Genomic DNA, 13,498 nt, shown 5'->3' with positions numbered 1-13,498 from the left:
GTTTGCAAACTGCCGTGTGTCGTCGTGCCGAGTTCATTGAGGCGTGAACCAGGTGTGAAACAAACGCGCACGCCTTGTGAGCATTAAAGGATTCATGTGGACTGCCGATGAGCAGATTGCGTCTGTTGCGGTTAATCAGCTTATTCGTCGTCATGCCCAACTATCCGCATTCTGTCTGTCGCATGGGCGCCCCGATCTGCCGGGCGTGGCGGGTGCTGCTGGCGCATGCCGTCATCTACAGGCAATCCATGCTCAGCAATATCGAGGGCCCCAAACGACGGACGGCCGCGAGAGGTCTCTCCTGCTCCGCGAGCACAACCGGCTCATACCGAACCCAACGCGAGCGTGATGTGCGACGAAGCCACTTTGCCCGGCTGCTATCCGGTCTGATCGGTTTGCTGGTTCTGTCCGGTTGCCACCAGCAAGACGCCCCCATCACCAGTGCGCCCCCGCCGCACCGGACCAGCATTACGGCATTGATCTGGGCACCGGACTGGCCCGAGCAGATGCTTCAGATTGCTGCCGAGTTCAGCAAGCTCAATCCCGATGTGCAGGTGGACGTTCAGTTCATGATCGGCAATTCGGTCGAAGAGAACATCAAACCCCGCGTCGCTGCGGGCACGATGCCCGATCTTTTGAGCGTCAACCCAAATGCCTATTCGGCCGAACTGGCAGATCAGGGCATCCTGGCCAATGTCAGCCAGACATCGGCGTGGACCAACATGCTCGCCCCGCTCAAGCGGGACTGGACCAGCCGCCGCGGCACAGGATTCGGCATCTCGGGCGGTGTCGCAACGACGATGATCTACTACAACCGCGAGATGTTCGAAAAAGCGGGCATCGACAAGCTGCCAGCAAATTTCGACGAGTTCCTGCGCGTTTGCGCGCAACTCAAACGCGCAGGATTCACGCCCATGATGTTGAACGGCGCATTCCCGAACATGCTCGGAAACGGGCCGTTTGCCTCGGGCTTCGCTAACAACGTGATCGCGCACGAGCCGAACTGGAAAAGCAAGATGGCCGAGGGCACGCTGGATCTCGACACCCCCGAGGTTGCCGATATCTTCGCCAAAATGGCTCTGCTGCCGGAACGTGGCTACGTCCAGGCGTCGTTCATGGCAACCGGCTACGACGACGGCATGCGTCTTTTTAAGGAAGGCAAGGTGGCGATGGCCTTCCAGGGCAGTTGGGCGGCGGGCCAGTTGCTGCACGGCAATCGCTTTGCGGTCGGCGCGTTCATTCCGCCATGGAATAAGCGCGGCGAGCAGGTGGTGCCCGTGCTCGGCAGCGAGACAGGCTTTGCCGTATGCGAGACCCCCAACAAGGCGGCTGCAAGGCGCTTTCTGGAATTCATCGCCGGCAAAGGCTTCCCGATCCTGCAGAGAAAGCGCCACAACATCTCCCCGTTCCAGCAAGACGCGGAAACGGCCGTCACTGACCCGGAAATCGTCGACTACACGAATACCGTCAGCCGCTATCTGGTGACTGCCAGCCCGTACTACTCGACGCTGCCTTCAAACACGCTCGAGTCACTGCATGGGTTGATGCAGGACGTGCTGCTCAAGAAGATGTCGCCCCGCCAAGCGGCCAAGCGACTCGACGAGTCGGTCAAGAATGAAGCGAAGATGCACTACAAATGAACTCGATCCCACGGTTGCTGCAGCGCGCTTTCGACTATCTCTCACAGGACCTGCTTCGCCGCGTTGAGATTCGCCACCGGCTGGTTGCCGCGTTCATCCTGCTGTCTCTGCTGCCGATCTGCATTTCGGCCAGCATTTCATACGTGAACTCGATCGCGGCAATCAAGGACAACGCAGAGATCTTCTCGAAGGAGGTGGTCAAGCAAGTCTCGAGGAACATCGAATTGCGCATGCGGCAGATCGAGACGGAAAGCAACTTGCTGGTGCTCTCCAATCGGGTTCAAGGTGCGCTTGCCAGGGCTGCGAGCGGCAACAGCAAGGAGCAAAGCGAGGCACGCCAGGACATGGCGCGGCTGCTCCTCGAGCATTACGGATCGGTTGATTTCATCAACCAGAAGTATCTGCTCGACAAGAACAACCGGATTCTCGACACCCAGGCCGCCACGCAATTGACCGAGGGTGTGACACGCCTCGTCTCACGCGCTCAGGACGAGCATGCGCACACGTACTGGGGCAGCTACGACAACGGTGTTGGACAGCAAAACGTCGGGGTGGTGCGCGCCATCATCGACAAGAACAGCAACCGCCAGCTCGGCAATCTGGTGCTGATCGTCCGCCCGGCATACTTCTCGACCATCTTCAACGACGTCGCCACGGGCAGCGGTACGCAAATCTACATTCTCGATGCGAGTAACGAGGTCATCATCCGGGCCGCCGACGCCTCGAATGATATCGGCGCACTCCCCGAACCCGGCCTGCTCGAAAACCTCGCGCGCAACGCGACATCGGGCGAGGCGCGAAGCTTTGTTGCGGTCGAGGGAAAGCGCGGAGGACGCTATTTGACTGCGTACGCAAAAATTCCCGGCACGACCTGGTTCGTGGTGAGCACCATCGCGGAGAAAAAGCTGACGGCCGAGGCGCAGGCGGTGCGCAACCAGATTGCGCTGGTCGGCATCTCGGGGGTTCTGCTGTCGATCTTCCTCGCCTACTTCATCTCGCACAGCATTTCTGCGCCGCTCAGGGAGCTGGTGCGCAAGGTGCACGATACCAGCGACGATGCCGGCGCCCAGGTGGACGAAGGAAAGCGCGTGGAGGCCGGGGCCCGCGCCCAGGACGAGTTGAGCAGGCTCGCGCAGCGCTTCGAGAGAATGCGCGAAGCGATCAAACAGAAGATCCAGAAGATCAACGAGATCAATGCCTCGCTCGAGCAGACCGTCGTCGAGCGGACGGCAGAGCTCGTCACGCGGGAGCGGGAGTCTCGCACACTGATCGAAAACTCGCCCGATACGATTGCCCGCTATGACCGCGAGTCCCGCCGCATCTACGCCAACCCTGCGTTCTGTGCCCTGGCTGGTTGCAGCCTTATGGAAGCGCTGGGCAAGCGGCCCTCGGAACTCCCCGGCGGCGACAACGCGCGCGTCTACGAAAAGATCATTAGCGACGTCATTTCAAGCGGCACAAGCGCGCAATTCGAACTGAGATGGGCCGGCAAGGATGGTCAGGAACAATGCTCGCACGTCCGCCTCACGCCGGAGACCGACCAAGCCGGCAATGTGCATTCCGTGTTGGCGGTCGGTCGTGATCTCTCCGACCGGATGGCGTTTGAGGCAACCATCTGGAAACAGGCCAATTTCGATGCACTGACGGGCCTGCCAAATCGGCAGATGTTCCACGAGCGACTCGCGCAGGAAGCCAGTCAGCCGGGCCGTATCGGGCGGCGCATGGCGTTGATGCTGATCGATCTCGACCGCTTCAAGGAGGTCAACGACTCGCTCGGGCACGACAGGGGAGATACGTTGCTGATCGAGGCCGGCAAGCGCATCAGCTCGTGCGTACGCCAAACGGATACGGTCGCCCGCCTTGGCGGCGATGAGTTCACCGTCATCCTGCCCAATGTGGATGACGCAGAGAGCGTTGAGCGGATCGCCAGGACCATCATCGGCAAGTTGGCCGAGCCATTCAAACTGGGCGCAGACGAAGCTTTCATCTCTGCCAGCGTTGGCGTCACGTTCTACCCCGACGACGCCCACGATCTTGACGTGCTGTTCAAGAATGCAGATCAAGCCATGTATGCGGCCAAGAACGCCGGGCGCAATCGCTTCAGTTACTTCAAGCCCGATATGCAGGTGGAGGCCGAACAGCGCCTGCGGCTCACCAGCGATCTGCGCACCGCGCTGCCCAGCGGCCAGTTTCAGGTCTACTACCAGCCCATCGTCGAGCTGGCCACGGGCGAGGTTTGCAAAGCCGAGGCGCTGATCCGCTGGCTGCACCCGGAGCGCGGCACCATCAGCCCGCATGATTTCATTTCCGTGGCGGAAGACACGGGCCTCATCGTCCCCATCGGCGATTGGGTATTCAAGCAGGCGGTGCGACAGGCGCGTCAATGGCGCGACCGGTTCCATCCGTCTTTCCAGATCAGCGTCAACATGTCTCCGGTGCAGATGCGGCAGGATGGCCAACTGTGCGCGCGATGGCCAGACTTCCTTGCTCGGGAAGGGCTGCCCGCTCAGAGCGTGATGGTGGAAATCACGGAAGGGCTGCTACTGCAGGCCGAATCGCGGACGGACGAGACGCTGCTGACGCTGCGCAGCGCAGGCATCGGAATCTCGATTGACGACTTCGGAACCGGTTACTCGTCGCTTGCGTATCTCAAGCGCTTCGATATTGACTACCTGAAGATCGATCGTTCATTCGTCTACAACCTGAGCTTTGACGAAGACAACCAGGCGCTGTGCGAGGCGATGGTCGTGCTTGCGCACAAATTGGGGCTCAAAGTCATTGCCGAAGGCGTGGAGACCGCCGAGCAGCGGGATTTTCTCAAGGCAGTCGATTGCGATTTTGCGCAGGGCTTTCTTTATTCGACCCCGGTTCCGCCGCATGAATTCGAACGTCGCGTCTGGCCCATGAGCGAAAAGCGCGCCGCTGATGCTTCCGCATGAAGGACCGGGACACGGAGTTTGAAGAGATCAGGCGCCGCGTCGTCGCGTCCGCAGCGGGAGAAGCCTTTCATGTGGTACGGCACACATGAACATCGTTATCGCGCGCCCAATAACCGGCACTCCGCCGACAACGCGAGCAGGTTCGGATCGCGCTCCCGATTGCGCTGCATCACGAGCACGATGTGCTGGCTGATGGCATAGCGCGCGGCCAGCGGAATCAGCTGCACCTTGGGGCTGAAATCGGCCACACGACGCGGCAGCAGCGCATAGCCAATGCCGCCGCTCACGAGGTTCATGAGCGAGAAGATGTCGCCCACGCGCAGCGCAATCTGTGGCGCAAAGCCTGCCTTGTCGAAGGCGGCCATGAAGTCGTGATACGTCGCAAAGTCATCGCCGAGCGCTACGAACTTTTCGCTGCGCACGGTTTGCAAATCGATCTCCTTTGACGACGCATACGGCGAGCCCAGTGGCGCGGCAAAGAGGATCTCGTCGTCAAACATCGGCAGGGTCAGCAGATCGGGATTGCGCAGCGGCTCGCCCAGCGCGATGACGATGGCGTCGAGTTGCCCGTCTTCCAGCTTGGCGAGCAGGCTGCGGTTCGAACCGAGCGTGAGTTCGATGTCGAGTGCGGAGCGGCGTGTTTTCAGGCCTGCAAAGATGCGCGGCAACGTGCCGACCGTCATCGAATAGAGCCCGCCGATCTTCAGCGTCGTTGACGAAAAGCCTGCAGCTTCGCGCGTGCGGCGCACACCGGCTTCGCACTCGGCCAGGATGCGCTCCACGTGCTCGGCAAACACGTAGGCGGTCGACAGCGGAATCAGCTTGCGCCCATCGCGTTTGAACAGCGGACAGCGCAAACCCTCTTCCAGCGAATGCAGCGCGCGGTGCACGCTCACCGTGCTTTGCCCCAACGCCTCCGACACGCGGGCCATGTTGCCCAGCGTCATGAACGACTGGAAGACCTCGAGCTTCTTTAGGGTGATGTCTTCATCGATTGCCATGGCAGGGGCTCCTCCGGGCGCGTTCTACGGGCGCGCTGCTATCAGAATTGGCCATTGTTTCATTAACTTCAAGTTAATGAAACCGCGCCTAGGTTGATTGAAGTGCACCTTTTTACAGCCTACGGTACAGGGCATCAAATCAATCAAGGCTGGAGACGCCACCCAATGCAACCGATGCCCACCCAATCGGCAAACGGGGCCAACGCACCCATCCCGCCGCAATGGCGCCGCCGGCGCGACGAAAAAGAACGCCGCCTGACTGCAGCGCGCCGCATTGCCAACGGCAAGGTCATTCCCACCGGCGACATCGTCGCCGCACTCGAAGCGCTGCTCGCCCCGGGCGACCGCGTCGTGCTGGAAGGCAACAACCAGAAACAAGCGGATTTCCTCTCGCGCTCACTCGCCAAGGTGAACCCGGAGCGCCTGCACGATCTGCACATGATCATGCCGAGCGTGAGCCGCGCCGAACACCTCGATATTTTCGAAGCTGGCATCGCGCACAAACTCGACTTCTCGTTTGCGGGGCCGCAGAGCCTGCGCATCAGCCAGTTGCTGGCCGACGGGCTGCTGGAAGTGGGCGCCATTCACACCTACATCGAGCTGTATGCCCGGCTGGTGGTGGACCTGATTCCGAACGTGTCGCTGGTAGCCGGTTTCAAGGCCGACCGCGACGGCAACATCTATACCGGGCCGAGCACCGAAGACACGCCCGCGCTGGTCGAACCCACGGCGTTTTCCGACGGCATCGTCATCGTGCAGGTCAACGAGATCGTCGATGACGCGGCCGACCTGCCGCGCGTCGACATTCCCGGCTCGTGGGTCGACTTCATCGTGCAGGCCGACAAGCCGTTCTACATCGAGCCGCTCTTCACGCGCGACCCGCGCCTCATCAAGCCCGTGCACGTGCTGATGGCGATGATGGCCATTCGCGGCATCTACCAGCGGCACAACGTGCAGTCGCTCAACCACGGCATCGGCTTCAACACCGCCGCCATCGAGTTGATCCTGCCGACGTACGGCGAGCGCCTGGGCCTCAAGGGCAAGATCTGCCGCAACTGGACGCTGAACCCGCATCCGACGCTGATTCCCGCCATCGAATCCGGCTGGGTGGAAAGCGTGCACTGCTTCGGCACGGAACTCGGCATGGAGCGCTACGTGGCCGCGCGCCCCGATGTGTTCTTCACCGGCCGCGATGGCTCGTTGCGCTCGAACCGCATGCTGTGCCAACTGGCGGGCCAATATGCGGTGGATCTCTTTATCGGTGCGACGCTGCAGGTGGATGGCGACGGGCACTCGTCCACCGTCACGCGCGGGCGCCTGGCCGGCTTTGGCGGCGCGCCCAACATGGGCCACGACCCGCGCGGCCGCCGTCACGCCACGCCTGCATGGTTGGACATGACGGAACCCGTGACGATGCTCGAGCGCGGCAAGAAGCTCGTCGTGCAGATGGTCGAAACGTTCCAGGAGGGGGGCAAGCCGACCTTTGTCGACACGCTGGATGCGGTGGCCGTGGCCAAGCAAAGCGGCATGCCGCTCGCGCCCATCATGATCTACGGCGACGACGTCACGCACCTGCTAACCGAAGACGGCATTGCGTATCTCTACAAGGCACGTTCGCTGGAAGAGCGGCGCGCCATGATTGCGGCGGTGGCGGGCGTCACGTCGATCGGCCTGCGGCATGATCCGTCCAAGACCGAACAGATGCGCCGCGACGGCCTGATTGCGCTGCCCGAAGACCTCGACGTGCGCCGCAGCGACGCGAGCCGCGAGCTGCTCGCCGCCAAGAGCATCGCCGACCTCGTCGAATGGTCCGGCGGCCTGTACGACCCGCCTGCGCGCTTCCGGAGCTGGTAATGGAAAAGACATTGCAACGGCCCCTGCCGGCCAGCCCGAAAGCACGCGCGAAGCGATTGGCCGCGCTGGTGGAGTCTGCCCTTATTGACGAAGTGACGCTGTCGCCCAAGCCCGGCCTGGTGGATGTGCGCGGCAACGGCGCGCATGACGATCTGGACTGGACGCTGATGGTGCATTCCGCGCAGACGCTGCGCCCCGCGTTTGAAGCCATGGCGTTGGCCGGCGCGCAAACCGAAATGCAGGCCGGTGCGCAACTTGCCCTGCGCGAGCGCATCGGCCGCCTGGGGCGCGAAGGCGAAGCGGCCATGCTCGAGGCCACCGGCGGCGTCAACACGCACCGCGGTGCCATCTGGGCGCTGGGCTTGCTGGTGACGGCTGCAGCTCAAACACCGCCTGCAGTGGACGCAGCCGCTGTTGCGCGCCGCGCCGCGCGCCTGGCAAACATTCCCGACCGCTTTGCCCCCGTCTCGACTGGCCACAAAGGCGAGCGCGCCTGCAACGACTACGGCGTCGGCGGGGCCAAGGGCCAGGCCTGCGCCGGCTTCCCGCACGTGATCAAGGTGGCGCTGCCTGCGCTGCGCGAAGCGCGTGCGGCCGGCATCCGCGAAGACCACGCCCGCGTGGATGCATTGCTCGCCGTCATGGCCGCGCTGGACGACACCTGCGTGCTCGCACGCGGCGGTGCCCAAGCACTGCGCGTTGTGCAAACGGGCGCGGCAACTGTGCGTGCAGAAGGCGGCTTGGCAACACCGCAGGGCCGCCGCGCTTTCCGCACGCTTGAACAAGACATGCTGGCGCTGCACGTGTCACCCGGCGGCGCGGCCGACCTGCTGGCTGCCGCGCTGTTCCTCGACCGCCTGCCCGCAAGCGCGCACGCAGCGTCCGACATCGAATCCGCTCATCAGGAAACCGAACATGGAGCATCTTGATTTTCAGTTCACCGGCGGTGCACCCGCCGGGCGCCGTGCATACGCCGGCGTGGTCGGCTCGGGCGACCTTGAAGTGCTGTTGACGCCGGGCCACGCCGGCCAGATCGACGTGGCCATCACCACGTCCGTCAATGGCATGAGCGCGACGTGGCAGGCGCAGCTTGCGCGTGTGTTCGGCTCGCACGCGTGGCCGGCTGCCAAGATCACCATCAACGACTTCGGCGCGACCCCGGCCGTGGTGCGGTTGCGGCTCGAGCAGGCGCTTGAAGCGCTTGACGCGCTGGCGCAATCTTGAGGAGAAGCCATGTCACGCAACCCGATTGAACGCGACAGCTTTATCGAACGCGACGCGCGCCGACGCGCCATTGCCCTGCTCGACCCCGGCACGTTCCGTGAGCTGCTGGACCCGTTCGAACAATTGACCTCGCCGTGGCTGCCGCGTCAGGGCATCGTCACGCAGGCCGATGATGGCGTCGTCGTGGCGCGCGGCACGCTGGGCGGACAGCCCGCGGTGGTGCTCGCCATTGAGGGCGCCTTCCAGGGCGGCAGCATGGGCGAAGTGTCCGGCGCCAAGATTGCCGGCGCGCTGGAGCTGGCCGTGGAAGACAACCGCAACGGCATTCCCACACGCGCCGTGATCGTCTTCGAAACCGGCGGCGTGCGGCTGCAGGAAGCCAACCTGGGTCTTGCCGCCATTGCTGAAATCCACGCAGGCATCCGTGCGCTGCGCGAGTATGGGCCGGTGATCGGCATCACCGCAGGCGTGGTCGGCTGCTTTGGCGGCATGAGCATCGCAGCGGGCCTGTGCAGCTACCTGCTGATGACGCGCGAAGCGCGCCTCGGCCTGAACGGCCCGCAGGTGATCGAGCAGGAAGCCGGCATTGAAGAATACGACTCGCGCGATCGCCCCTTCATCTGGAGCCTCACCGGAGGCGAACAACGCGCCGCCACCGGCTTGGCCGATGTCTGCATCGAAGACGATTCCGTCACGATCCGCGCGCAGGTGATCGAGTGGCTGCGTGCCGGCGCACCCGCGCGCCAGCGCAGCGAGCAGATCGACCACTACCTCGCCCAACTTGCCGCTGTCGACACGTCGCGCCAAGCCACCGCAGAAGATGTGCGCGCGCACTACGCAAAGGACGTCGCATGAGCCAGAACGAACTTTCCACGCGCGGCGCGACCTGGATGCGCGCGCTCGCCGTCGGCACACCGGTGCCGGGTTACGGCAGCACGCTGCAAGTCGTCGATGCCGCGCTCGCGGGTCAGCCGGCTCGCTACATCGCCGTCGTGCCCGATGCCGAGAACCGCTTCCCCCGCGCACGCAACGGTGAAGTCGGCCTCGTCGAAGGCTGGCAGCTTGCGCGTGCCGTGCGCGATGCCATGCGTGCCGATGCAGGGCAGGAAAAGAAGCGCGCCATCGTCGCCGTCATCGATGTGGCAAGCCAAGCCTACGGCCGCCGCGAGGAGGCCTACGGCATCCACCTCGCGCTGGCTGCAGCGGCGGACGCCTACGCTGCCGCACGCTTGGCCGGCCACCCCGTCATCGGCCTCATCGTCGGTCGCGCCATGTCGGGCGCATTGCTCGCGCACGGCTACCAGGCCAATCGCCTGCTCGCACTGGACGACGCCGACGTGATGGTGCACGCGATGGGCAAGGCCGCAGCCGCGCGCGTAACCCTGCGCTCCGTCGCCGACCTGGAACGCCTCGCGCAAGAGATTCCGCCCATGGCATACGACATCGCCAGCTTCGCGTCGCTCGGTTTGCTGTGGAAACTGCTGAAGGTGAAGTCTGCCGACGCGCCAGATGCAGGCGACGTCGACACCGTGCAGACCGCACTCGCCGCAGCACTGGCCGACATCACAGCCGACCCATCGCGCGGCCTGGAAAGCCGCCTGGGCGCACCACTGCGCGAAGCATCGTCGGAAGTCCGCAAACGCCTGCGCGAGCAATGGAACGCCCAGCCAGAAAGCGCATAGCGAATAGGAGACACATCACGGCGCGAACCTAAAGCACCAGATGGAGTGGCCGTACCCTGCCCTATGCGGCGCCTTGAATTTCTGTAAGCGGGCGGAAAAAAGAAGGGGAACTGTTTGAGCGAAGCGAGTTTTCCCCTTCTCCGCCCGGTTATGGAAATTCAAGGAGGGGTTCGCCGCATCGGGCGCGCCTTTCTTTGCTTACTTTCTTTGGCAAGACAAAGAAAGTAAGTCAGCCCCGGCAGGGGATGAAACAAGGGATGCACCACCAACGCAATCAACGCAATCAACGCAAAAACAACCATTCTTCAACCCTCGATCACCCAAACACCACAACAGGCGACCCATCGCCGTTCCTTCAGGAGACAAAGACGTGATCATCTACGGTACAACCCTGCTAGCGCTATGCCACATAGCCGGCCTCTTCCTGGGCGATCTACTCGGCCAGGCCATCGGCGTGAAGGCGAACGTGGGCGGCGTGGGCATCGCCATGCTGCTGCTCATCTTCGCGCGGCTCTACCTGCACAAGCGCGGCTTGATGCCTGCCGCCACCGAGGCAGGCGTCTCGTTCTGGGGCGCCATGTACATCCCCGTGGTGGTGGCCATGGCAGCCACGCAGAACGTCGTCACGGCACTGCGCGGCGGCCCCGTTGCGTTGCTCGGTGCCATCGGCGCGGTGATCGTGTGCGGTGCCTGCATCGCGGTCATCAACCGCACAGGCAAAGCAGAAAACCGACAACCGCTTCCGCCACTGCCTGAATCCGAACAAGCCCGCGCCTAAGGAGCCGCACCATGCTGTCAATGCTAGAGAAAGTCCTGCAGCACAACGGGCTGGTCGCGGCGTTCGCGCTGGTCGGCATCGTCATGGGCCTGTCGATGTGGGTGTCCAAGAAGCTGACGTTTGGGCGCGTGCACGGCTCGGCCATCGCCATCATGATCGGGCTGGTGCTCGCCTATTGGGGCGGCATGCAGACCGGCGGCGAGCGTGGCCTGGCCGACCTGAAACTGTTCGACGGGATCGGCCTGATGGGCGGAGCCATGCTGCGCGACTTCGCCATCGTGGCCACAGCCTTTGAAGTGCAGGTAACCGAGGCGCGCAAGGCCGGCATGATCGGCGCCATCTCGCTGCTGCTCGGGACGGTGCTGCCGTTCATCGTCGGCGCCTGCGTTGCCTATGCCTTCGGTTACACCGATCCGGTGAGCGTCACCACCATCGGCGCGGGTGCCGTCACGTACATCGTCGGGCCGGTCACCGGAGCGGCGCTCGGCGCCACCTCCGATGTGATGGCGCTGTCGATTGCGACGGGCCTCGTCAAGGCGATCCTGGTGATGGTCGGCACGCCGTTCGCGGCCAAGGCACTGGGCTTGAACAACCCGCGCGCGGCCATGGTGTTCGGCGGATTGGCGGGTACGGTCAGCGGGGTGTCGGCAGGTCTGGCGGCTACCGACCGACGCCTGGTGCCGTACGGCTCGCTCGTGGCGACGTTCCATACGGGCCTCGGTTGCCTGCTCGGGCCATCGATCCTGTTCCTGGCCACACAAGCGCTGCTGCGATGACAACCACGCTGCTGCGTGCGCACGATCTGCTGTGGGTATCTGAGACACCCGTGGCGACGGATGGCGCGCCCTTGCCGGACTGGGCCATCACGGCGTGCCGGCAAGGGGCGCCTGTCGTGGTGCGACGCGCACCGCGCGGCACCGATGGTTCCATACCGGTCGGCCTGCGCGGCGGCGCGCGGCATGAACGCTGCGCAGCAACGGTAGCCGCCAACAGCATCACGCGTGTGGTCTCGCCCGAGGCGCTGGCAGCCCAAGCCACCTCCATCGGTCACAACGCACCGTTCGCTGCGCTGCGCACTTTGCGCGCTCTGACGCCCGGCCTCAACGCACTCGGCTGGGCGTGGGGACCGACGGGCGGCTCCGGCTTTGCGCTCGCCAGCGGCTTGCCGGTGCTGCATGCGGACAGCGATCTCGATCTCGTCGTGCGCATGCCGCGTGCCCCGTCGACTGCGCAACGCGATCAGCTCGTCCGCCTGTTGGGCGATACCGAGTGCCGCGTCGATTTGCAGATCGACACCGGCCACGGCGGCTTCGCGTTACGCGACTGGCTGGCGTCGCCGCATCAAACGTTGCTCAAGACCGACCACGGCCCCCGGCTCGTCGCAGACCCATGGAGCGACGCGGCGTGAGCATCCTGTTCATGTTTCCCGGCCAGGGCAGCCAGCGCGCGGGCATGCTGCATGCGCTGCCTGATGACCCGGCGGTTGCGCAGACGTTGACCGAAGCCGGTGACGTGCTGGGCGTCGATACGCTCACGCTCGACACCACAGAGGCGTTGCGGTCGACGGTGGCCGTACAACTTTGTCTCTTGATTGCCGGCGTCGCGGTGGCTCGCACGCTGGTTCGGCAGGACGCAGGGCCGGACATGGCGGCGGGCCTGTCCATCGGGGCGTGGCCTGCCGCCGTTGTCGCCGGTGTGCTGGAGTTCAGCGATGCGCTGCGCCTCGTCCGTCTGCGTGGTCAGCTCATGGAAGACGCGTACCCGAGCGGTTACGGCATGGTCGTCACCGCCGGGCTGACCGAACCCGAGGTCGCTGCCATCGTTGCGCAAGTCAACTCGGCGGCCACGCCGGCCTATGTCGCCAACGTGAATGCGGAACGGCAGATCGTCGTGGCCGGCAACGACGCAGCGCTCGCGCAGGTCGCCGAACGAGCGCTGGCCCACGGCGCATCGAAGGCAACGCGCTTGTGCATGGCGGTGCCGTCGCACTGCCCGTTGCTTGACGCGCAAGCCGACGAGCTTGCGGCCGCCGCGGCAGAGGCCACCGCCCACGCGCCACAGATCACCTACGTCAGCAGCAGTCGAGCGCGGGCGCTATTCCGCGCGAACCACATCGTTGAAGACCTGGCGTGGAACATGGCGCGACCTGTGCTGTGGCATGACACGCTGCGGCATGCGCTGGAACGCGGCGCACGCATGGCGGTGGAGGTGCCGGGCGGCGGCACGCTGGCGCGTCTGGCGCAAGGCGTGTTTGCGGACGATGCGGTGCTGGATGCTGGCAGCGGACTGGATGCGGTGCGGGTGCGGATACAGCGCCAGCGCCGCATCGACAACTGACCGTATCGAACTCAGAGTCGGCCGATATCCGTTCTCGCGGTCT

Annotated in this window: 12 protein-coding genes; 11 read left to right on the top strand and 1 reads right to left on the bottom strand. The window is 64.2% G+C overall.

The window, feature by feature from the left end:
• The first annotated feature begins 248 nt into the window (after nt 1–248).
• Together AAHM38_RS00665 and AAHM38_RS00660 are read left to right on the top strand one after the other, a co-directional pair.
• Nucleotides 249–1,640 carry an ABC transporter substrate-binding protein gene (locus AAHM38_RS00665; protein WP_116575130.1) on the top strand — a complete coding sequence of 464 codons (1,392 nt, stop codon included), beginning with the start codon at nt 249–251 and terminating at the stop codon, nt 1,638–1,640.
• On the top strand, nt 1,637–4,579 hold the full coding sequence (locus AAHM38_RS00660) for a bifunctional diguanylate cyclase/phosphodiesterase (protein ID WP_116574962.1): 2,943 nt from the start codon (nt 1,637–1,639) through the stop codon (nt 4,577–4,579). The genes AAHM38_RS00665 and AAHM38_RS00660 overlap by 4 nt, the downstream gene beginning before the upstream one ends.
• 95 nt (nt 4,580–4,674) lie before the next feature.
• On the opposite strand, the gene AAHM38_RS00655 is transcribed toward AAHM38_RS00660, so the two are convergent.
• Nucleotides 4,675–5,580 (bottom strand): LysR substrate-binding domain-containing protein, encoded by a 906-nt coding sequence (locus AAHM38_RS00655; RefSeq protein WP_116574961.1) that lies wholly within the window; start codon nt 5,578–5,580, stop codon nt 4,675–4,677.
• A 165-nt stretch (nt 5,581–5,745) separates the two neighbouring features.
• Here AAHM38_RS00655 and mdcA point away from each other — a divergent pair, with 165 nt between their 5' ends.
• From mdcA to mdcH, 9 genes are all read left to right on the top strand, one after another.
• Nucleotides 5,746–7,434: a malonate decarboxylase subunit alpha gene (mdcA, locus tag AAHM38_RS00650; RefSeq protein WP_116574960.1), complete on the top strand. Its 1,689-nt coding sequence runs from the start codon at nt 5,746–5,748 to the stop codon at nt 7,432–7,434.
• Complete coding sequence (locus tag AAHM38_RS00645) at nt 7,434–8,363, top strand: triphosphoribosyl-dephospho-CoA synthase (protein ID WP_116574959.1); 930 nt, start codon at nt 7,434–7,436, stop codon at nt 8,361–8,363. The genes mdcA and AAHM38_RS00645 overlap by 1 nt, the downstream gene beginning before the upstream one ends.
• Complete coding sequence (locus AAHM38_RS00640) at nt 8,350–8,658, top strand: malonate decarboxylase subunit delta (RefSeq protein WP_116574958.1); 309 nt, start codon at nt 8,350–8,352, stop codon at nt 8,656–8,658. Before AAHM38_RS00645 ends, AAHM38_RS00640 begins: the two co-directional genes overlap by 14 nt.
• Before the next feature lie 9 nt (nt 8,659–8,667).
• On the top strand, nt 8,668–9,513 hold the full coding sequence (locus tag AAHM38_RS00635) for a biotin-independent malonate decarboxylase subunit beta (protein ID WP_027679644.1): 846 nt from the start codon (nt 8,668–8,670) through the stop codon (nt 9,511–9,513).
• Nucleotides 9,510–10,340: a biotin-independent malonate decarboxylase subunit gamma gene (gene mdcE / locus AAHM38_RS00630; protein ID WP_116574957.1), complete on the top strand. Its 831-nt coding sequence runs from the start codon at nt 9,510–9,512 to the stop codon at nt 10,338–10,340. Before AAHM38_RS00635 ends, mdcE begins: the two co-directional genes overlap by 4 nt.
• 370 nt (nt 10,341–10,710) lie before the next feature.
• Nucleotides 10,711–11,118, top strand: coding sequence for a malonate transporter subunit MadL (madL, locus tag AAHM38_RS00625; protein ID WP_027679642.1), 408 nt, complete (start codon nt 10,711–10,713; stop codon nt 11,116–11,118).
• Nucleotides 11,119–11,129: 11 nt separating this feature from the next.
• Nucleotides 11,130–11,894 (top strand): malonate transporter subunit MadM, encoded by a 765-nt coding sequence (gene madM / locus AAHM38_RS00620; RefSeq protein ID WP_116574956.1) that lies wholly within the window; start codon nt 11,130–11,132, stop codon nt 11,892–11,894.
• Complete coding sequence (locus AAHM38_RS00615) at nt 11,891–12,526, top strand: malonate decarboxylase holo-ACP synthase (protein ID WP_116574955.1); 636 nt, start codon at nt 11,891–11,893, stop codon at nt 12,524–12,526. The genes madM and AAHM38_RS00615 overlap by 4 nt, the downstream gene beginning before the upstream one ends.
• Nucleotides 12,523–13,455 carry a malonate decarboxylase subunit epsilon gene (gene mdcH, locus AAHM38_RS00610; RefSeq protein WP_116575129.1) on the top strand — a complete coding sequence of 311 codons (933 nt, stop codon included), beginning with the start codon at nt 12,523–12,525 and terminating at the stop codon, nt 13,453–13,455. The genes AAHM38_RS00615 and mdcH overlap by 4 nt, the downstream gene beginning before the upstream one ends.
• The last annotated feature ends 43 nt before the right edge of the window (nt 13,456–13,498 follow it).

The organism is Ralstonia sp. OTU4908 (assembly GCF_038440115.1).
GTDB classification, from domain to species: Bacteria; Pseudomonadota; Gammaproteobacteria; order Burkholderiales; family Burkholderiaceae; genus Ralstonia; species Ralstonia pickettii.
Note: the sequence above shows the minus strand (reverse complement) of the source record. Positions and strands in the feature narration are given on the sequence as shown.